The organism is Leptotrichia sp. oral taxon 215 str. W9775 (assembly GCF_000469505.1).
GTDB lineage: Bacteria > Fusobacteriota > Fusobacteriia > Fusobacteriales > Leptotrichiaceae > Leptotrichia_A.
Genome location: NZ_KI272859.1, coordinates 12,716 through 34,594 on the forward strand (window position 1 = coordinate 12,716; position 21,879 = coordinate 34,594).

Below are 21,879 nucleotides of genomic sequence, written 5' to 3' on the forward strand. Positions count from 1 at the left end.
TGATGTAGATGAAAAAGAGATTTTTCAATGTTTTTGCACTTATAATGGTGCTTATATTCACAGTTATCAGCTGCGGGGAAAAGAAAGAGGAGAAAAAACAGGATACACAGGTAACACAGGAAGTGAAAAAAGAAGACGGTGTTATTAGAGTTGCTGCAATAAAGGGACCTCCTGCAATGGGATTTGTGAAACTTTTTGCTGACAATGAAGAAGGAAAGACTTTAAACAAGTATGACACTAAAATAGTGAGTACACCTGATGAAATGATTGCAATGATAGGAAAAGGTGAAGTTGATATTGCTTCAATACCGTCAAATCTGGCTTCAGTTCTTTACAATAAGACAGAAGGGAAAATTCAGGTGGCATCAATTATAGCTTTTGGAATACTTTATGTTGTTGAAAATGGTGGAGAAACAGTTAAAAGTGTGAAGGATTTGAAAGGAAAAACATTATATCTAAATGGGAAGGGAGCAACTCCTGAAATAGTGCTTAATTACGTGCTTAAAGGAAATGGACTTGAACCTGGAAAAGATGTCAAGCTTGAATTCAAATCAGAAGCTGCGGAAGTAGTAAGTGCACTGGCAAACGATCCTAAAGGTATAGCACTTCTTAATCAGCCTTTTGTAACAGTTGCACAGGCTAAAAATCCTAATTTGAAGGTGGCATTTGCATTGGCTGATGAGTGGGATAAAGTTCCAGGAACTAAAAAAGGTTCGCAAGTATCAGGAGTAATAGTATTTAATAAGGAATTTGCAGAAAAGAATCCTGAAAAAGTGGCAAATTTCCTGAAGGAGTATGAACAGTCAGTAAAATACCTTAATGAGAATGTAGATGAGGGAGCAAAACTGCTTGGAAAATACAATATAATTCCTGAGCCTATAGCTAAAAAAGCTATTCCTAAGACTAATGTCACTTTTGTTGCCGGAGAAGAAATGAAGGAAAAAATTTCTGAATACTTAAGAATATTACACGAAGGAAATCCAAAAATAATTGGTGGAAAAGTTCCTGGTGATGATTTCTATTATATTCAGAAATAAGATGATGGTTAATGAAAATTGAAAGATAGAGTAAAAAAGATATGAAAAAAGATATATTTTTAATAAAATTTTATTATAGACCTGAAATATCTTATGAAGACTGGATTTTAAAAGTATATGTTGATGATAGAAATATTTGTGAATTTACAGTTGATGGCAGAATAGAAGAAGATACAGGTAACTTAATATTTTTATCTGACTGGTTTAAAAATAATTTAAAATTTATTCTAAATAAAAATGATGAATTTCCACTAGCAGTAGATGGGAATTCAGGAATTGAAATAAGAAAAAAAGCCTATGCCATTGGAATTAAGGAAAATAAAGAAATTGAATGGTTTGAAGCTGTTTATGAATGGAGTGAACGACATTTATGGACTTTTTCAGGGCTTGAAATGATATATCCAGATGTAATGTTTAGGAGAATTGAAAACAAGATAGAAATCTCATGGGATAGTAAAAATAAATATACAGATAATAAAAATTACAAAATTGAATTTACTCATCCAAAAGGAAGTTTTTTTGTAAATATGGAAAAATTTGAAAAAGAAGTCTTGTCTTTTATTGATAGAGTAGAAAGAATTACAGAAATTATATCTAAAAAAATGAAATCGGTCTTTAATGGAAAATATATTGACAGTAGTTATTTATATAAAAGAGTAAGTGAAGATTCTCTTCAGAGAAATTTTTTAGAAGAAATAAATAAATCAGGATACAATTTTAATTCAATATATGATTTGATGCTATTGGATGAAAAAGATAAAAATATAGTTCCAGTTTTCTTAAAATATTTAAAATTATTTGAACTGGATATCAAAAAGCATTTAGTAAGGTTTTTAGGAGTTAAAGGTTTTGTTAGTGCCAGTAAATTTCTTTTGGAAGAATTTCATAAAACAAAAGATTTTATTTATAGATTTACAATAGCAAATACATTATCTCTCATACAGGATGAAAATATACTGGAAGATTTAATAGAAATAATAGAAAATAGAATGTATGGAGAAGCACGAATTCCAATTATCTATAGACTTTATAAATTCAAAAATTTTCAGTTGGAGAAAGTTCTGGTGAAATTATTAAATGATAAGGAAGTTTCAGAAGTGGCAGAATATTCATTGAATGAGTTAAAAAAAATTTAGGAAATTAAAAAGTAAAAAAACGATATTTATTCAACATAAGTTTTATAAATATCGTTTTTCTATATTTTAGGCGAGGTAATTAACTAGTATATCAATAAATTTGTATTTTATAGGATATCAGTTCTAAATCTTATTCTTTTCAAAATAACGTGTATGAAGCAGTTCATGAGCATTATGGCTCATAGGTTTATCAAAATATGCTTCGTATAAACGCTTGATGTAAGGGTTTTCATGAGATTTTCTCAATGTTTTAGAAGTATCTTCCGAATTGATTACAGATATTCTCTTTTTAAGAATTTCAGTATCTCCATGGTGATAAGGCTGTCCACCTCCACCGATACATCCACCTTTACATGCCATAATTTCTATTGCATGATACTGGGATTTTCCTGCCCTTATTTCATTAAGAAGCTTTCTTGCTTCACCAAGACCATGGGCAATTCCTATTTTTAAATCAAGGTCTCCCACTTTAACATCTGCACTTCTTACACCTTCAAGTCCTCTTACTTCCTTATAATCTATTTTTTCAAGGCTTTCTCCAGTGTACCAGTCAGCAGCAGTTCTTAAGGCAGCTTCTATAACTCCTCCAGTTCTTCCGAAAATTACTCCTGCTCCTGTAGATTCACCAAGAGGTTTATCAAAGTCTTCATCTTCAAGTGAATGGAAGTTTATATTTGCATATTTTATAAGTCTTGCCAATTCTCTTGTAGTTATAACGATATCTGTGTCATAATTTCCATCTTTTGAGAATTCTTCCCTGTCAGCCTCGTATTTTTTTGCAAGACATGGCATTACAGAAACTACAACAAGATCTTTTCTGTCGATTCCTAATTCCTTTGTGTATATATTCTTTGCAACAGCAGAGAACATTTGCATTGGTGATTTTGCAGAAGAAGGAATATCTAGAAGATCAGGGAAATTATGTTCAAAGAAATTTACCCATGCTGGACAGCAGGAAGTAAGCAGAGGTAATTTTACAGTTTTATCTCCGGCTTTATATCTTGTAAGTCTGTCAAGTAATTCTGAAGCTTCTTCCATTATAGTTAAATCTGCTGCAAAATCTGTATCAAATACTTTGTTGAATCCAAGTTTTCTAAGTGCAGCAGCCAATTTTCCAGTAACCCCTGTACCTGCAGGATATCCAAATTCTTCTCCTAAAGCAGTTCTTACTGCAGGGGCAGTCTGAACAATAACTGTTTTCTTAGGGTTTGCAAGTGCAGCAAGAACATCCCATGTTGCATCTCTTTCAACAAGGGCTCCTGTAGGACATACAGCAACACATTGTCCACAGAAAGTACATACTGAATCTTTAAGATCCATTTCAAGAGCTGTAGAAACAACAGCATTGAATCCTCTGTCAATTGCTGAAAGAACACCGACAGTCTGTACTTCATTACACATAGTTTCACAACGTCTGCACATTATACATTTATCCCTGTCACGTATAATTGATTTTGTAGCATCTTTTCTGTAAGTAGATTCTTTACCTTTATATTTTATTTCTCTTATACCAAAAGATATTGCAAGATCCTGAAGTTCGCATTCTCCTGATTTCTGACAAGTCAGACAGTCTTTAGGGTGATCTGAAAGCATAAGTTCCAGAACTGTTTTTCTGGAATTCAGTACCCTTATAGAGTTAGTACAAACTTTCATTCCTTCAAATACAGGAGTTGAACATGCTGGTGCAAGATTTCCTTTTCCTTCTACTTCAACAACGCAGACTCTGCACGAAGCAACCTTATTTACACATCCAAAATCCTTTAAATTTAGGTAGCATAGAGTAGGAATATTGATTCCTACTTCTTTTGCGGCCGTATGTATCGTAGTTCCTGCCGGAACCTGTATATGCTTATCATCTATAATAACATTTACCATTTTTTTATCATCCATAATATATCTGCTCCTTTACTAAGCTCTATCTATTGCGCTGAACTTGCATGCGTTATAACAAGCTCCACATTTTATACAAGCATTCTGATTTATTTCATGTTTAACTTTTACTTGTCCACTTATACAGCTTACAGGACATACTCTTGAACATGCAGTACATCCTATACATTTTTCATTAATCATGTATCTTACTAAAGCAGTACATTTACCTGAAGGACATTTTTTGTCTCTAACGTGAGCGACATATTCATCCCAGAAATTATGCATAGTTGACAATACAGGGTTTGGAGCAGTCTGTCCTAATCCACAGAGTGAAGTATCTTTAATTACATGAGATAATTCCTGAAGTTTATCTAAATCTTCTTCAGTTCCATTTCCAGAAGTTATTTTTTCAAGAAGTTCAAGCAGTCTTAAGTTACCTACTCTACAAGGAGTACATTTTCCGCATGATTCATCAACTGTAAAGTCAAGATAGAATTTAGATACGGAAACCATACAGTCATCTTCATCCATAACTATCATTCCACCTGATCCCATCATGGATCCTTTTTCCTTTAAAGTGTCAAAATCAATAGGAGTATCAAGATCTTTTGCAGTCAGACAACCTCCTGAAGGTCCTCCTGTCTGAACAGCTTTAAAGGCTTTACCACCTTTAATTCCTCCTCCAATTTCATATATAACTTCCCTAAGTGTAGTTCCCATAGGGATTTCTATCAATCCTATGTTGTTTATTTTTCCTGCAAGGGCGAAAACTTTTGTTCCTGGTGAACTTTTTGTTCCCATGTTTTTAAACACGCCTTCTTCATCATTTATAATAAATGGAATATTGGCAAATGTTTCAACGTTGTTTACGTTTGTAGGTTTTCCCCAGTAACCACTTTCAGCAGGGAATGGTGGTTTTGTAGTAGGTTCTCCCCTTTTACCTTCCATAGAATGTATAAGTGCAGTTTCTTCTCCACAGACAAATGCTCCTGCACCATATTTTATTTCTATGTCAAAGTCAAATCCTGAATCAAATATATTTTTTCCAAGAAGTCCTCTTTCCTTTGCCGCTTTTATTGCCATTTGAAGAATTTTTACAGCAAGAGGATATTCAGCTCTTATGTATACAAGTCCTTTGTTTGCACCTATGGCATATCCACAAATTGCCATAGCTTCAACTACTGAATGGGGATCTCCTTCCAGAATTGCCCTGTCCATGAAAGCTCCCGGATCTCCTTCATCTGCGTTACAAACAACATATTTCTGGTCAGATTTGTTATTTAATGCAAATTGCCATTTCAATCCTGTAGAGAATCCACCTCCACCACGACCTCTAAGTCCTGAATCCTTTATAATATCCACTACTTCCTGGCTTGTCATTCTTACAGCCTTTTCAAGAGCTTTATATCCTTGATGACAGATGTAGTCATTTATGTCTTCAGGATTAATTAAACCACAGTTACGTAAAGCTATTTTTCTCTGTTTTTTGTAAAAATTAAGATGATCTGAATTCTGGATAACTTCTTTTGTATCCGGATCCTTATATAAAAGTTTTTTAACTGTTTCATTTGCAATCAAATCTTTTGCTACTATTTCATCCACATCGTCAGGCTTAACTTCTGCGTAAAATGTATTGTCAGGCATTATCTTAACGATAGGTCCTTTTTCACAGAAACCGACACATCCTGTTTTAACGATTCTTATTTCATTTTCTAAACCAAGTTCTTTTACTTTATTTTGCAGATTTTCCAATATCTTATCATTCCCGGAAGACATACATCCTGTCCCACCACATACTATAACTTCTTTTCGATAAGTTCTGCTATTCTCCACATCTGTTATGATCTTGTTTAAATCATTTTCAGAAGTAATTCGTAACATAAAATTTCCCTCCATCTTTACAGCGATTTAAAGTATAGTTATTAATTCTAATATTCTGCTAAAATCTTTGCTACATCTCCAGGTTTCACTTTCTGATAAACCTTGTCTCCGACAAGAACAACAGGAGCTATCGCACATGCACCTACACATCTTAGTGCATCCATTGAAAATTTTCCGTCATATGTTGTTTCACCAGGTTTTATCTTCAGCTGTTTTTCAAATTCTTCCAGCACTTTATCTGCCCCTTTGACATAACAAGCTGTTCCCATACATACTGAAATAGGATGTTCTCCTTTTGGAATCATGGTAAAGTAAGAATAAAAACTGACTACACCGTAAACATGGGCTAAAGACTCATCCAGCTCTTCAGCAATAAACGCCTGTACGTCTGAAGGCAAGTATCCGAAAATACTTTGAGCCTTATGCAAAACAGAAATTAAAGCACCTTCCTTTGTGTCCAATGAATCAATAAAATCTTTCAGTTCTTTGAAGCCCTGATCCTTTATTTTATTAGTACAGTTACACATTTTTGTCCTCCTTGTTTTTTTAAAGTGTTTCCTATATTTTAATTATACCCCGCTTTTATTAGTAGTCAACAAATTATAAAAATCACTTATTTTTTGTAAGTGCAAGTATTCTTTGTTTTTGTTGAATATAAAGGGATTGGAGGTGTTATTTTCAAAAGAAATTATTTTTCAATTGATTATCAAATATTTTGTTTTTTATCTATTTTCAAATAAAAGGATATTAAAGGTTTATGGAAATAATTACATTACATATGTTATTGTATAAACTAAAATAAAATTGCAGAAAATAACGTAAATAATGGTTTTGGTTTTTTAGTAAAATTATAAAAGAATTTTTTATAAAAATATCTGATAATAATGTCATCGTAATTAATATTAATAAAAAATACAATTTATAATTTGATTTTTTCACTTTTCAGAATATAATTATAGGGAGAGAAAAATAATGCCTTGATTAAATGGAAGGAGGTTATAGCCATCTATTTTGGAGTAAACGGGAAAAATATTAAATAAAAAACAGAATTGACATAAAAATGGAAAATTTCAGAGGGAAGAATAACAGAAGGAGAGCATGAATGATAGGACTGGAAATATTAGATGAATTTTTAAAAAAAGGCTTTGCAGAAAGCCTTACAGTAAAAGTAGTATCCTTAAGACTGGTACTGGCAGTGATTTTTGGAGGAATGGTAGGATATACAAGGGAAAGAAATAATAAACCTGCAGGGTTTAGAACACATATACTGGTATGTTTTGGTGCCGCTATAATATCGATGGTACAGGATCAGCTAAGATTGAATATTATGGAACTGGCAAGAGCAAATGTTGAAATAGCATCAGTTGTAAAGACTGATTTAGGAAGACTTGGAGCACAGGTTGTAAGTGGAATAGGATTTTTAGGTGCAGGAAGTATAATGAAGGAAAAAGGTGAAACTGTCGGTGGAATGACCACTGCAGCAGGAATCTGGGCAACAGGCTGTGCAGGACTGGGAATAGGATGGGGATTTTATAATCTTGCTATTCCAGCAATAGTATTCATGCTTCTTATACTAGTTTTATTTAAGAAATTTGAATCTAAAATTGAAAAAAGAATTATATCATTGAATTTTGAAATAAAATTTTTAAGCGAAAAGGACTATGAAAAGGGAATTGTGGATGTATTTGAAGTACTTAGCAAAAAGCTTATAAGAATAATTCAGATAAATAAGCATCGGGTTGACGATACAGTTTTTCTTACAGTAAATATAGAAGAAAGCATAATAAATATATCTGATATAGTTGCTGCCCTTACTGCACTGAAAAGTGTGGAACAGGTGAAAAATAGCCAGGTTGGGCTTGATATAGGGAAGTATTAAAAAAGACCTTGGAGAGGGTCAGAAAAAACTACTACTTTTATAATATAAGGATGGTTTTTATGAAAAAAATGTTGATTTTACTGTTTACGATTTTTAGTGCTGTGTCGTTTTCTGAAAATGTGGATATTGTTATAAAAAACGCCACTGTTTTAACGATGAATTCCAAAAGAACAGTTATTGAAAATGGAGTTGTCGCTATAAAAAATAATGCGATTGTAGAAGTAGGAAATGGAGAGCTTCTGTCAAAATATAAAGGTAAAAAAACAATAGATGCAGAGAATGACATAGTAATGCCTGGATTTATAAATACACACACTCATGTGTCAATGGTAGCTTTCAGATCTTTGGCTGATGATGTTCCTGACAGATTGAGCAGATATATATTCCCGCTTGAAAATAAACTTGTCAGCAGAGATTTAGTTTATAAAGGTGCAGTATATGGAATACTTGAAATGGTAAGTACAGGAACAACAACATTTGCTGATATGTATTATTTTGAGGATGAAGTGGCAAAAGCTGCTGAACTTATAGGGGTACGTGGAGTTTTAGGAGAAACAGTTATTAAAAATCCTGTTGCTGATGCAAAAGAACCTTATGGTGGAATAGAATATGCAGAAAAATTTATTAAACAGTATAAAAATAGTAAATTAGTAACTCCTGCATTTGCACCACACGCACCATACACAGTGGATGAAGAACACCTGAAAAAAGTTACTGAACTCTCTCAAAAATATAATGTTCCTGTACTTATGCATATTGCCGAAACAGAAAATGAAGTTAAGCAGATAAAGGAAAAATATAATATGACAGTTGTGGAATACTTAAATTCAATAGGATTCTTAACAGATAAAGTAGTTGCAGCCCATGTTATTTTTGCAGATGACAATGACATAAAAATTTTAAAGGAAACTAATACAGGAATCGCACATAATATGGTTGCAAATATAAAATCTGCAAAGGGTGTATCTCCTGCACTAAAAATGTATGATGATGGATTAAGAATAGGATTAGGAACAGACGGACCTATGAGCGGAAATACACTGGATCTTGTGAGTCAGTTTGGATATGTAGCAAAAGTGCATAAACTTGCAAATAAAAACAGAGCGGCAATGCCTCCATATAAAGTAGTCGAAATGGCAACAATGGGAGGAGCAAGAGCTCTTCATATGGAAGATAAGATAGGTTCATTGGAAAAGGGTAAACTGGCAGACATTATAATTATTGATACAAAATCACTGAATATGCAGCCAATTTACGATCCTTACTCTGCAATAGTTTATTCCATGCTCCCTACAGATGTAAAAACAACCATTATAAACGGTAAGATTATAATGGAAAACAAGAAAATAAAAACTTATGATGTGAAAAAGGCGAGAGAGGCTTTAAAGGGACTTGAAGAAACTGTAAAAAAGGAAGCAAGTAAATTATAAAATGGTGGAGAAATAACATATTGGAAAAATTAGGGAAAACTAGAAATATAAAATATGTAAAAAAATAGAACCGTCGGAAAAAACCGTCGGAAAAAACTGTCGGAAAAAACCGTCGGAAAAAATTAAGCAACGATTTCTTAATGATTTCGTTGCTTAAAAATTATAGATTGATTTTTATATTTTTGATAATTTAATTTGCTACAAGACTGCAAAGTTTTTTGTTATCTGAAATACGATATAAATCCATTTTAGGTCTATTCTTTTTATCAAATGAATAAGACAGTCTGTAATTGGAAAAATCTTTAGTTTTTTCATTTAAATTTATAAAATAGATGGATTTTTCATCTTCTTTCACTTCATAATCCAATTGTGAAAGTTCAAGGGTAACCGTTCCTGTTTTTAATGCTGCACGGTTATCCAGGACACTAAATGTAATAGAAGGTTTACCATTCTCATTTAGAAATTTCACATAGGTAAGCCCTTTAAAAGTTTTATCAACAGAATAAGGGCATCTCCACAGTTCTTTGGATATTATATCGATATCAGAATTAGAAAAACTTAAACTAAAAGTCAGTAAAAACAATGTAAGTATAATTTTTTTCATAAAATCACTCCTGAATAATAAATTTTGTATATTTTATAATATTTTTTTAGGAAAATCAATAATAAAAACTAATATTTAAAATTTCACATTACTTTTGGAAGTAAATCTATTTTGAAAAAATTCTATAAATAGAATGATAAAAGGAAAAATAAAATTTTTGACAAATCATAAAAAATATGTAAATATAGATATTGAAAAATAGCAAAAATATTTACGAAATTGTGATGATAAAATTGAGATTTATGAGAATTTTTTTGAAGATAATAGAAATTAGAAGGAGAAGAAAAATGATTGAAAAAAATGAAAATAAATTTATATCAAAAGTAAAAGGCTTTTTAATATTAGTTTTATTTACATTAATTTACTTTTTCTTTCAGAAAACAATATATCCAGTATTAGGACTTTTGTTCTGGTTAGTTTTTGCGATGTCATCAGGAGGAATTATTCTTAATGCTCTGGAATTTTTAAATTTTCCGCAAGAGGTTATAAGCATTGTTGCTATTGTGATTTCAGGAATTGCTTTGATAATGGTGCTTATGCTTGTATTTTACTTGGGATATTTGTGCAGTAAATTTCTGAAAAAAATTAATAAAACTGTATTAGGTGGTGTAATGATAGCAATTTTAATCTATTTTTTGTATAAAATTTTTACAGAAACTGATGAAGATACAACAATGTTTGCACCAACAGCACGGGAAGTACACATTTTCTGTACAACTTCACATATTTTTTATACAATTGGAGCATTTTATAGTGACAAAGTTAAGAAAATACTAGACAGAATAAAATTTAAAAGAAAAAAGTAATATTTTTTATAAATCCAATTTGTTTATGGCATTTTTATCTGTTATAATTATTCTAGTGGAAACAGATAAATTGTTTATAAATAGGTTGGAATTTTTTATATAAATTAAAAATAGGAGTAGGATTTATGAAAAGAAATCATAAAAATATAATGCTGCTTGGAACAGGATCAAATGTGGGGAAAAGTATAATTGCGGCAGGACTTTGCAGAATATTTTATCAGGACGGTTACAGTGTTTCTCCTTTTAAATCACAAAATATGGCACTAAATTCATATATTACAAAAGATGGAAAGGAAATGGGAAGGGCACAGGTGGTACAGGCGGAAGCTGCAAATATTGAACCGGAGTCCTTTATGAATCCTATCTTGCTGAAACCTACAACAGACAGGAAATCACAGGTTATTGTAAATGGAAAAGTCTATAAAAATATGGATGCGAGGGAGTATTTTGCCTATAAGCATAATCTGAAAAAGGATATAATGACAGCATATAATCACATAAGGGAAAACTTTGATATATGTGTCCTTGAGGGTGCAGGAAGTCCGGCAGAAATCAATCTGAAGGAAGATGATATAGTAAATACAGGAATGGCAGAAATGGCAGATTCGCCAGTACTTCTAGTTGCGGATATAGACAGGGGCGGAGTATTTGCCGCCATATATGGAACAGTTATGCTCCTTGAGGAAAATGAAAGAAAACGTATAAAAGGTGTAATTATAAATAAATTCAGGGGAGATAAGAGTCTTTTAACTTCCGGAATTGAAATGATAGAAAAGCTGACAGATATTCCGGTACTTGGGGTTGTACCTTTTGTTCCTCTGGGAATTGAAGAGGAGGACAGCCTTGGAATAGACAAGTACAACGAAAAGAAAGAAGGGAAAATAAGGATATCTGTTATAAAGCTGAAACATATATCAAATTTTACTGATATTGATGCACTCAGCCATTATAATGATGTTTCATTGAAGTATGTAACAAAAAGTTCTGAATTGGGAAATGAAGACATTATTATAATTCCAGGTTCTAAAAATACTGTGGAAGATATGAAAGACCTGATTGAAAAGAATATAGGCAGGGAAATAGTAAGGATTGCCAAAAAAGGAACTCCAGTTTTTGGAATTTGCGGAGGATTTCAGATGCTGGGACAGAAAATAATGGATCCGGAGAAAATAGAGTCAGACTTGAAGGAAATTTCAGGCTTGGGACTGCTGGATATTGAAACTGTGATGAAGTCAGATAAAACAACAACCCAGTATAAAAATACAGTAAAAAATGTATCAGGAATACTGACAGGAACTGAAGGAATGGAAATAAAAGGATATGAAATACATCAGGGATACAGTTATCCAGTAAATGAGAAAAACGAAGAAAACAATAATTCAGAAAATATATTAAAAAATGACACAGCCTGTCTTTTTGGTGATGAAAAATTAAAAGGTGCAGTAAAAGGCAATATTGCGGGTACGTACATTCATGGAATATTTGATAATTCAGAGTTTACAAGTCATTTTCTTAATGAAGTCAGAAAATTTAAGGGACTTGACAGAATAGACGAAAATTTCAGTTACAGTGACTACAAGAACAGGGAATATGACAAGCTGGCAGAGGTTCTGAGGGAAAATCTTGATATTAAGAAAATATATGAAATAATGGGATGTGAATAAATTGATGCTTGTAATGAAAATATGGATTGCCTATGTGCTTGACCTGATATTTGGCGATCCCCAGAATATTATTCATCCTGTTCAGGTTATAGGAAAAATGATAAGTTCAGGAGAAAAATTTTTATTAGGGGAAAATAGCAGCTTAAGTAGAAGATATAAATTTTTTGCAGGAATGATACTTAATATTACAGTAATTTCAGTAACTTATGCAGTGACCTATCTGATTTATAAATCTTCAGAAAGGTCAATAATATTTATGATTGCTGAAATTTATCTGATGTATACAATATTTTCAATAAATTCTCTGGCTAGGGAAGGAAACAGGGTTTACAATATACTGAAGGAAGGGAATATAGAAAAGGCGAGAAAAGACCTGTCATATCTTGTGTCCAGAGATACAGAAACAATGGATGAAAAAATGATTATAAGAAGTACAATGGAAACAATTTCTGAAAATACGGTTGACGGAATAGTTGCACCCATGTTTTATATGTTTCTTGGAGGTTTGCCGTTATCAATGGCATATAAGGCTATAAATACACTGGATTCAATGGTGGGATACAAAAATGAGAAGTATATTGATTTTGGGAAATTTTCTGCGAAACTTGATGATGTGGCGAATTTTATTCCTGCGAGAATTACAGGAATTTTTATAATTTTAGCAAGTATGATTTTGGGATATAATGGAAAAGAAGCATGGAGAATATTTTTCAGGGACAGGAAAAACCACAGCAGTCCTAATTCTGCCCATTCTGAAGCGAGTGTAGCGGGGGCATTGGGAGTGCAGTTTGGAGGAAGAGTTTCCTATTTTGGAAAAGAGGTTGATAAACCGACAATAGGAGATAAGAAAAAGGAATTTGAAATAGAAGATATAAAGAAAAATATAAAAATAATGTATGCTACAAGTTTTTTGAGTCTGGCAGTGTTTTCGGTAATATCTGTGGGGATTTATTTTTTAATTTGAAAGTAAATTAGAAGGTTTTGCTCTATTTACTATATTTATTAAGTATATTATAAAAAATATTAAATAAGGGAGTTGAATAGAATGTCAGTTGAAAATATAAATGGTTTTAACCATAAAAATATTGTAATAAAAAATATATCTTTACATGTTGTAGAAAAAGGAGATGTTTTAAATCCTTGTATATTCTTTATTCATGGTTGGCCTACTAATTGGAGAGAATTCGAGAAAGTAATGGAAATTTTATCAAAAAAATTTTATACAGTTGCTATTGATTTGCCTGGTATAGGAGAATCAAAAGGTTCTTTAAATTCATATGCCAAGGAGAATATTGCCGATTACATCTTAGAACTAACAAATGTTCTTAATTTAAAGAATATAATTCTTGTTGGTTGTGATGCAGGGGGACAAATAGTATATTCTTGTATAAAAAACTTTCAGGAAAAACTTTCTGGTGCTATAATTATGAATGTCGTTATTCCAGGTGTTTCTCCATGGAATACCATAAAAAATAACCCTTATATATGGCATTTTAGATTTCATTTAATTAATGATTTACCTGAAAATTTAGTTTCAGGAAGAGAAGAGATTTATTTTTCTTATTTTTATGATATTTTGTCTTCAAAAAATAATATTATATCTGATACCTATAAATCCTATTTTGTTCAAGCCTATTCAAATATTGACGCCTTAAAATCAGGATTTGATTTATATAGAACTTTTAATATTGATGAAGAAAATAATATTCAAACAAAAAATATATCTGTTGAAATTCCAGTACTTTATTTAAGAGGAAAACAAGAAAATGTTGATATAAATTTATATTTAAAAGGTTTTAAAGAAAATGGATTTAAAAATCTTTATCATGAAATTATAGAAGACTGCGGGCATTTTTCAGCATTAGAACAACCCGAAAAGGTATCAGAAGTGATAGAAAAATTTGAAAAATTGTTGAATAAAATCTAGAAAAGACAAATGAATGCGGAAAAGGAGACAAAAATGGATTTTCATGGTGGAAATATTTATAAAATATTCAGGGAAAAGAATATAAAGGAAATACTGGATTACAGCTCAAATATAAATCCATACGGAATACCTGAAAGTTTAAAGAAAAGAATAACTGAAAATCTTGAAATCCTTGAGAGATATCCAGATCCTGATTATGTTGAGCTGAGGCAAAAACTGTCAAATCTGAATAAAGTTAATCTGTCGGATATTATATTGGGAAATGGGGCAACTGAAATTATATTTTTATTTATGAAGGTAATAAATCCGAAAAAAATATTAATAGTATCACCTACATTTGGAGAGTATGAGAGGGCAGTAAAGGCGACAGAAATATCTGGAGATACAGTTGATTTGAGCTGTTCTAATGGCGATAATAAAAATATTGAAAATAAAAAAATTGAAATAGAATATTTTGAACTTAAGGAAAGTGATGATTTTAAGCTGAATATAGGCAATCTGAAAAATGAACTTGAGAATAAATATGATTTATTAATAATATGTAATCCTAATAATCCTACAGGAAAGTTTTTAAAACTTGCCCAAACAGAAGAAATATTGAAGGAATGTAATAAATACAATACGAAATTGTTTATAGATGAAGCCTTTATTGAGTTTCTAGAAGATGGAATGAAGGAAAGTATTATTAATACTGAGGGAAATAAAAAGAATTTATTTGTAACAAGGGCCTTTACAAAGTTTTTTGCTATTCCTGGTTTAAGATTGGGATATGGAATGTATTTTGATAAGGAACTTGAAAAGAAAATATCTGAAAAAAAAGAGCCGTGGAGTGTAAATAATTTTGCGGAAATGGCAGGATTGACAGTACTTGATGATGCTGAATATATAGAAAAAACATTAAAATGGATAGCAGAAGAAAAAAAATATATGTATGAAAAACTGAATAAAATTTCAGGAATGAAGGTTTATGAAACAGAAGTAAATTTTATTACAGGAAAAATAGATGAAAAGCTATTTTCAGAAGGATTGAATGTGAAGATACTGAGGGAAAAAATGCTTGAACAGGGAATACTTATAAGGGATGCTTCAAATTTCAAATTTCTGGATGAAAGATTTTTCAGGCTGGCAATAAAGGATAGAGCAAGTAATGAGAGGGTTATTGAGGTGATGAAGGAGATTTTTAGAGAAAAAGGAGTGAAAAGTTTTAATGAATAATCTATTTAATCAGAAAATACTGGCTAAAAAAGCTGAAGAAGAAGTAGATTTGAGTAGACATAATTTATCTGAAAGAAGAAAAGCATTGGATAAGTGGATAAATAACCTTGAAAATGGAGTTCTGGATAATTCTAAGGAAGAGGAATTTCAAGGGGAATTTTTATATGATATATTTACAACTGTTTTAAGGGCTGTAAATAAGTCGGATGGTGAAAAAGAGTGGAATCTTGAGAGGGAAACGAAAACTAAAATGGATGGTCAGAAGGCTGATGGAGTTTTAGGTTTTTTTGATGTGGACGGAAAGAAAGATGTAAGGGCTGTAATTGAACTGAAAGGGGCAAAAGTATCCCTTGATGTAAGACAGAAAAGAGTTGGAGATACTAGAAGTCCTGTAGAACAGGCATTTGGATATGCACCGAAATATGGGAGTAGTTGCCAATGGGTAATAGTCTCAAATTACAAGGAAATAAGACTTTACAGACAAAATGAAATGAACGAGTATCAGGTATTTTTCCTTGAAGATTTAAAGGATGACCTGGAATTTAAGAAGTTTATTTATGTGCTTTCATTTTATTCTTTGGTTGGTACTAAAAATAAAAAGGCAAAAACAATGGAGCTTTCAGAAGAATATCAGAAAAATCAGGCTGAAATTGAAAAAAAGTTTTATAACGAATATAAAAATATAAGAATGCATATTTTTGAGAATATGAGAAAGAATAATCCTCAAATAAATGAGCACATTCTAATTGAAAAAGTACAGAAATTGCTGGATAGATTTTTATTTATCTGTTTCTGCGAGGATAAGGGTCTTCTACCGAATAATAGTTATGACAAAATTGTTCAGCGTGGAGAAGCAATAGACGATATATTTGAAAGTTTTAAAATGCTTTGTAACTGGATAAACATTGGAAATATGAAAAATGGAATCAATAAATTTAATGGAGGACTGTTTAAAAATGATGATATTTTAGATAGTCTTTATGTAGATAATGAAGTTTTTGAAGAAATGAAAAAGATTTCTGGATACGATTTTGATTCTGAACTAAATGAAAATATATTAGGACATATTTTTGAGCAGTCTGTAAGTGATATAGAGGAATTGAAAAAATCTGTATCAGGAGAAGAATTTGACAGCAAGAAGAGTAAAAGGAAAAAAGATGGAATTTTTTACACACCAAAGTATATAACAAAATATATTGTAGAAAATTCTATAAAAAACTGGCTTGATGATAAGAAAAAAGAACTTGGGGAAGATGAACTTCCTGAACTTACTGAAAAAGATTTTGAAATAAGTTATGCAAGTAAAAAAAGTGATAAAAGAATTTATAGTGAGAATTTAAAAAAACATATAGATTTCTGGACAAAATACAGGGAAGCTGTAAAAAATATAAAAATTGTCGACCCTGCCTGTGGAAGTGGAGCATTTTTAATTACAGCTTTTGAATATCTGTTAAATTATAATAACTATCTGGATGACAAAATTTTTGATTTGACAGGGGTAAAGGATTTATTTTCAGACACAACAAAGGAAATTTTGCAGAATAATATATTTGGTGTGGATTTGAATAAGGAAAGTGTGGAAATTACAAAGTTATCATTGTGGCTAAAAACAGCAGATGGAAATAAAACACTGGCAACACTTGAAGATAATATAAAGTGTGGAAATTCATTGATAGATGACCCTGAAATAGCAGGAGAAATGGCATTTGACTGGGAAAAGGAGTTTCCGGAAATATTTGCAAATGGAGGATTTGATATTGTTGTGGGAAATCCGCCTTATGTTTCTACAAAACAAATACCAGCAAATGACAGAAACTATTATTGGGATAAATACAAAGAAATTTTATTTTCTGAAATGGATTTATATGAAATATTTATATATAAATCAATAAAAGAATTGTTGAAAAATAAAGGTTATCTAGGATTTATTACACCTGATTCTTATTTTACGAATACAAGCTTTGAATATTTAAGAAAATATTTGTTAGAAAAAACAAGAATTATTGAAATAATTGATTTTCCTTATAGATTTTATCCATTTGAAGAAGTTAATACAGAAACAGCAATTCTTATATTAAATAAAAAAATAAAGAAGAATTTTGTGAATTTAAAAGTTTCAAATAAAAATATAAATAATTTATATTTGAAAGAAAGTTTAAAGAATAATATTCAACTTAATCAAGAGGAAATATTAAATAAATATGATAATAAAATAATTGTTAATATGAATTTAGTTCTAGACAAATTGCTAAAAAATGATTTGAAATTTGGAAATTATTTAGAACTACATAAAGGGTGGATGAGTGTTCCGAAAAAAATAAAGGTGAATTCAAAAGAAATAGGAACAGGAGTATTTACAAAAGAAGAGGCAATAAAAAATAATATTATTAATAGTTGCTCTGAATATTTAGAAGGTAGAGATATACACCGATATTTTATAGATCAAGTGGATAAATATGTTTATATAGAGGATATTGATAAAATAACGAAAGGATGGCATTTTTCACCTAAAATAATACTTCAAAGAATAGTTGGTCAAAATAAAAATAAAATATTTGCAACTATAGACTTAAATCAAAAAATTATATTCCCAAATGCAAATTTAGTTAATTTGATAAACAAAAATGATGATGTAAGATTTTATTTAACAATTTTGAATTCTAGACTAATTAGCTATTTTTATAATTTATATTATGGTGAATCAAATACAAATTTAACAAAAATAGCTTTTGAAAATATTCCATTAACAGATATAAAAAATATAAATCAACAGCCTTTTATCGAAAAAGCTGATAAAATGTTATCTCTAAATAAAGACTTGCAGGAAAAGGTTTCGTCATTCCAAAGATTATTAATTAGAAAATTTGAATTGGAAAAATTATCAACAAAATTACAGGACTGGTATTTACTTGAATTCTCTGAATTTATAAAAGAATTGAAAAAATTGAAAATAAAATTATCTTTAAAAGAAGAGATAGAATGGGAAGAAATATTTATAGAGAAAAAAGAAGAAGTTGAAAAAGTAAAAAATGAAATTGAAATTACAGATAAAGAAATTGATAGAATGGTTTATGAATTGTATGGGTTAAATGAAGAAGAAATCAGGATAATAGAAGGAGATTAAATGTTTTTTTATTCACAAAATAAAATTCACCTATTCTTTTAAAATAACACTTAATATATATGAAAAATATTGAATATTTTTGTTATTTAGTATTCGAATTGGAGCAAAAATATGATATAATAACAAGATATAATCTAAAAAATTATAGTTGCCCATATAGGAATAATTCACATCTTACCAGGATATTATTTATTTGAAAATTTTTCCAGCTACTGAAAATTTTAAATAGATGATAAATAACAAAAATGCAAATTATGACTGATGGGTATATTTATTTTGATTATATTAATTTGATATAAATTAAGTAAGGAGTTTAACAAACATGTTTACAGGTAAAAAAACTGGAATAGTAATCTCAGGAGCTGATACTATAGAAGTCAGATTTGGGGATGAGATGGAATTTGACGATCTTGAGCAGGAAGAGCCACGTGTACTGTATGAAAATGAAATATATGAGGGGGATTTAGAATTTTCTGAAGAGCTCTACGAAGATTATGATGAGGATAAAACAGAAAAACGGCTTTATAAAGTTCATAATCCCTATTCTGCAAAAGATATAAAATATAATGACATCTGGATGGATAATGGAATGGTTTCGGATTTTGATGGGGAAATGGTAAATTGGAATATAATTCCATGTTTAAATTATTTTCTAAATTTTGGAAGAAGATTTTCAATTAAAAACAGAATATCAGACAACATTCTATCTGTTATGAAATCTGCAGGTCTGGAAGTTTATGAAGATGATGTTCAAAACAATGGTAAAAATATATTTGAAATATTGCCAATAGTTGATTATAACAGTAGTTTGAAAATAAGTAATTAAAAAAATTTTGGAGGAATAATAATGAGAATGAGAAAAATGTATTTAATGATGATGCTTTTAATGGCAGTATCTTTTCTAAATTTTGGAAAAGTTATAGGAGACAATGAAGATGAATATCAGTGGGAGAAAACTTTCATTGTTCATGATGTAAATTTTGAGATTAGGGATGATGACACATTGAGAATAACAGGAACCCTTGAAAAAATAAAAGAGGATCATAAGTATAAGAAGATTTATATAGAATTTCCATGTTACGGAAGATATGAAGATTATGATGGGAAAAATATAAGAAATAGATACAGAATATCAATACCGGGAAAATTAAAAGTTGGAGAGAAAATGGATTTTGACAGTACAGTTGATATAAGTGACATGAGAAGAAAAAATATTCCTAAGGATGGAGAATTTCAAAGATTGACACACTGTCTTCTAGATCTTTCAAGTAATATATATTAATTATTTATAGAGATAGAAATAAAAAAAGTTCGATAACCCAAGAAATGCTAAATTAATTAGCTTTCTCAGGATATCGAATTTTTTATTTAACAATACATTTTTATTATTTTTGGCAAGAAAAGGGGGGAAGCCCCTTTTTTAGCTTCCCTGAATATTTTTATTAATCCCATCCTTTCATAAATCCAAGTGAGAATCCTAATTCACTATTTGAGTTCACACTTCCACTTATTTTAAGTACTGCCCTTCCATTTTTAGAGGCTCTTGTATAACCTACTGCAACCGCTGTCTGCTGCTTATAAGCACTTATTGAAGCTCCTATTGCATTTTCACCAGGGTTTATTACCTGAGGTATACCTGCCATTGCCATAGCTGAAGCTGTACCTGCATCAGCACCTCTTTTAAATCCTCTAAGTTTATTATCAATATCTTTAGTTCCCGCTACTTCGTTTCTTACAGCTGCAAGCTGTGCTTCAGTAGCTACTCTTCCAACAGTTCCATCTTCATCTAAATTATCAAGAGTAACATTTGATGCTCCTGTAATTGTTCCAGTATTCGCATCATTTACGTTTACTGTACCGAATGAAGGTGTTTCAGACATAGCAACCTGAATATTATTACCGCTTATAGAAGTAGTAATATTTTTATTATCTCCAGTTATGCTAACTCTACTTCCAAGAGTAGCCGCATGATCAGTTCCTGTATCAGCTCCAAATGTAATTGGAGAATTCTTAACTGCATCAAGCTGTGCCACATTTACTGCATCATTTGGATTTACTCCTGCTCCAAGGTTACTTATAGTTTTTCCACCTGCATTGATTCCGTTAGAATTCATGCTAGGTCCGTTGTTGGCAACGCTTACGCTGTCTACAACAATATCTCTCTTAGTAGCTACTGTATATTCGTTTCCACCAGTAGCATTTGTAGATACTGTAACATCAATATTATCTCCTGCTACAACTGTAGTTCTCTGATTTGCAGCACTGTTTACTGCAGATATTGCATCGTGGATATTATTTTGTCCTGTTCCACCAATATTGCTTGTAGTAATTGTTCCATCCGGATTCAATATAGTGTTTCCACCAATTGAGTTTTTAATACTGTCAGCAACACCATGAAGTTGACTTCCATTTACAGCATCTTTACTAGTAGCTGTTATATCTCCGTTTGCAACATTTGTTACTTTTTTATTTCCTGCATCTATTCCTGCTTTAGTTACTGAAGGTCCACCATTGATAGTAAGTCCGTTATCATCGATCTTAGTGTCTCCCATTTTAACACTTCCGTTAGTTCCTAAATCAATATTTTCAGCAAGTTTTACATTTAGAGTGTTTGTAGTACTGTCTGCTTCCACTCCGATATTTCCACTTGTAAGGTTTCCAGTTGCTCCACCTTTTATATTCAGAGTTTCTCCAAGTTTTCTATCAATATTGTTACCGCTATCTCCTGTAAATGTTATAGGATTATTAACAGCAGCATTCAGATTGTTAATTGCATTTGTATTGTTTGCAATATTCTGAGCATTATTATTTATAGAAGTTTGAAGGTTAGTCTGAACATCGTGAAGTTGTCCACCATTTATAGCATCTTTACTTCCTGCGGCAATAGTTCCGTCTGCAACATTTGTTACTTTCTTGTTACCTGCATCTACTCCGGCAGATGTTATACTAGGTCCGTTTACAATAGTTAATCCACCATTGTTCAGTAAAGCGTCTCCAATTCTTAAGCTTCCTGTAGGTCCAAGGTTTAGGTTAGGCGACAAATTGTAAGTAAACTTGTTTCCAGTTGCATCGTAGCTTATTGCTATATTTCCGTCAGCATTTTCAAAGTCAATGTTTTCATCTTTTGCAATTCTATCTTTTGCTCCTCCGTTTGCACTAACAGTAAATGCTCCGGCGTTTATAGTGTTCTGAACATCGTGAAGCTGTCCACCGTTAACTGCATCTTTGCTTCCTGGGGCAATAGTTCCGTCAGCAACATTAGTAATTTTATTGTTACCGACATTAATTCCTGAGTTATTTATAA

17 protein-coding genes are annotated in these 21,879 nt (G+C 31.0%); 12 read left to right on the top strand and 5 right to left on the bottom strand.

What is annotated here, in order from left to right; genetic code table 11:
• Positions 1 to 8: 8 nt before the first annotated feature.
• Together HMPREF1984_RS06860 and HMPREF1984_RS06865 are read left to right on the top strand one after the other, a co-directional pair.
• Positions 9 to 1,037, top strand: a complete 1,029-nt coding sequence (locus HMPREF1984_RS06860; protein ID WP_021767223.1) for an ABC transporter substrate-binding protein — start codon at positions 9 to 11, stop codon at positions 1,035 to 1,037.
• 41 nt (positions 1,038 to 1,078) lie between these two features.
• Complete coding sequence (locus HMPREF1984_RS06865; RefSeq protein ID WP_021767224.1) at positions 1,079 to 2,173, top strand: DUF5984 family protein; 1,095 nt, start codon at positions 1,079 to 1,081, stop codon at positions 2,171 to 2,173.
• Between the two features lie 123 nt (positions 2,174 to 2,296).
• Here HMPREF1984_RS06865 and HMPREF1984_RS06870 read toward each other — a convergent pair whose 3' ends face one another.
• From HMPREF1984_RS06870 to HMPREF1984_RS06880, 3 genes are read right to left on the bottom strand one after another with little or no spacing between them, the layout of a single operon-like run.
• Entirely contained in the window at positions 2,297 to 4,063 is a 1,767-nt protein-coding gene (locus HMPREF1984_RS06870) for an NADH-dependent [FeFe] hydrogenase, group A6 (RefSeq protein WP_021767225.1), read from the bottom strand.
• An 18-nt stretch (positions 4,064 to 4,081) separates the two neighbouring features.
• Positions 4,082 to 5,926, bottom strand: coding sequence for an NADH-quinone oxidoreductase subunit NuoF (locus HMPREF1984_RS06875; RefSeq protein ID WP_036100118.1), 1,845 nt, complete (start codon positions 5,924 to 5,926; stop codon positions 4,082 to 4,084).
• Positions 5,927 to 5,973: 47 nt separating this feature from the next.
• Positions 5,974 to 6,453 carry an NAD(P)H-dependent oxidoreductase subunit E gene (locus tag HMPREF1984_RS06880; RefSeq protein WP_021767227.1) on the bottom strand — a complete coding sequence of 160 codons (480 nt, stop codon included), beginning with the start codon at positions 6,451 to 6,453 and terminating at the stop codon, positions 5,974 to 5,976.
• A gap of 575 nt (positions 6,454 to 7,028) precedes the next feature.
• Between HMPREF1984_RS06880 and HMPREF1984_RS06885 the strand changes: the two genes are divergently transcribed.
• On the top strand, positions 7,029 to 7,805 hold the full coding sequence (locus tag HMPREF1984_RS06885; RefSeq protein ID WP_021767229.1) for an MgtC/SapB family protein: 777 nt from the start codon (positions 7,029 to 7,031) through the stop codon (positions 7,803 to 7,805).
• A 59-nt stretch (positions 7,806 to 7,864) separates the two neighbouring features.
• Positions 7,865 to 9,235 (top strand): amidohydrolase, encoded by a 1,371-nt coding sequence (locus tag HMPREF1984_RS06890; protein WP_232219693.1) that lies wholly within the window; start codon positions 7,865 to 7,867, stop codon positions 9,233 to 9,235.
• 190 nt (positions 9,236 to 9,425) lie between these two features.
• On the opposite strand, the gene HMPREF1984_RS06895 is transcribed toward HMPREF1984_RS06890, so the two are convergent.
• Complete coding sequence (locus tag HMPREF1984_RS06895; RefSeq protein WP_021767231.1) at positions 9,426 to 9,839, bottom strand: hypothetical protein; 414 nt, start codon at positions 9,837 to 9,839, stop codon at positions 9,426 to 9,428.
• A 290-nt stretch (positions 9,840 to 10,129) separates the two neighbouring features.
• Between HMPREF1984_RS06895 and HMPREF1984_RS06900 the strand changes: the two genes are divergently transcribed.
• The 8 genes from HMPREF1984_RS06900 to HMPREF1984_RS06935 all read left to right on the top strand — a co-directional run bounded on the left by HMPREF1984_RS06900 (position 10,130) and on the right by HMPREF1984_RS06935 (position 19,857).
• Positions 10,130 to 10,645: a hypothetical protein gene (locus HMPREF1984_RS06900; protein WP_036100126.1), complete on the top strand. Its 516-nt coding sequence runs from the start codon at positions 10,130 to 10,132 to the stop codon at positions 10,643 to 10,645.
• A 125-nt stretch (positions 10,646 to 10,770) separates the two neighbouring features.
• Positions 10,771 to 12,309 carry a cobyric acid synthase gene (locus tag HMPREF1984_RS06905; protein WP_021767233.1) on the top strand — a complete coding sequence of 513 codons (1,539 nt, stop codon included), beginning with the start codon at positions 10,771 to 10,773 and terminating at the stop codon, positions 12,307 to 12,309.
• A gap of 4 nt (positions 12,310 to 12,313) precedes the next feature.
• Positions 12,314 to 13,273, top strand: a complete 960-nt coding sequence (cbiB, locus tag HMPREF1984_RS06910) for an adenosylcobinamide-phosphate synthase CbiB (protein ID WP_036100129.1) — start codon at positions 12,314 to 12,316, stop codon at positions 13,271 to 13,273.
• Positions 13,274 to 13,354: 81 nt separating this feature from the next.
• The gene (locus HMPREF1984_RS06915) at positions 13,355 to 14,236 is read left to right on the top strand and encodes an alpha/beta fold hydrolase (RefSeq protein ID WP_021767235.1); all 882 of its coding nucleotides are present in this window, start codon (positions 13,355 to 13,357) and stop codon (positions 14,234 to 14,236) included.
• A gap of 33 nt (positions 14,237 to 14,269) precedes the next feature.
• The gene (locus HMPREF1984_RS06920) at positions 14,270 to 15,451 is read left to right on the top strand and encodes a histidinol-phosphate transaminase (protein ID WP_036100121.1); all 1,182 of its coding nucleotides are present in this window, start codon (positions 14,270 to 14,272) and stop codon (positions 15,449 to 15,451) included.
• Entirely contained in the window at positions 15,444 to 18,575 is a 3,132-nt protein-coding gene (locus tag HMPREF1984_RS06925) for an N-6 DNA methylase (protein WP_021767237.1), read from the top strand. The genes HMPREF1984_RS06920 and HMPREF1984_RS06925 overlap by 8 nt, the downstream gene beginning before the upstream one ends.
• A gap of 322 nt (positions 18,576 to 18,897) precedes the next feature.
• Positions 18,898 to 19,401: a hypothetical protein gene (locus HMPREF1984_RS06930; RefSeq protein WP_021767238.1), complete on the top strand. Its 504-nt coding sequence runs from the start codon at positions 18,898 to 18,900 to the stop codon at positions 19,399 to 19,401.
• A gap of 21 nt (positions 19,402 to 19,422) precedes the next feature.
• Entirely contained in the window at positions 19,423 to 19,857 is a 435-nt protein-coding gene (locus HMPREF1984_RS06935; protein ID WP_021767239.1) for a hypothetical protein, read from the top strand.
• A gap of 160 nt (positions 19,858 to 20,017) precedes the next feature.
• On the opposite strand, the gene HMPREF1984_RS06940 is transcribed toward HMPREF1984_RS06935, so the two are convergent.
• Positions 20,018 to 21,879, bottom strand: a 1,862-nt coding sequence (locus HMPREF1984_RS06940) for a YadA-like family protein (protein WP_021767240.1), incomplete at its 5' end; no start/stop codon positions are given.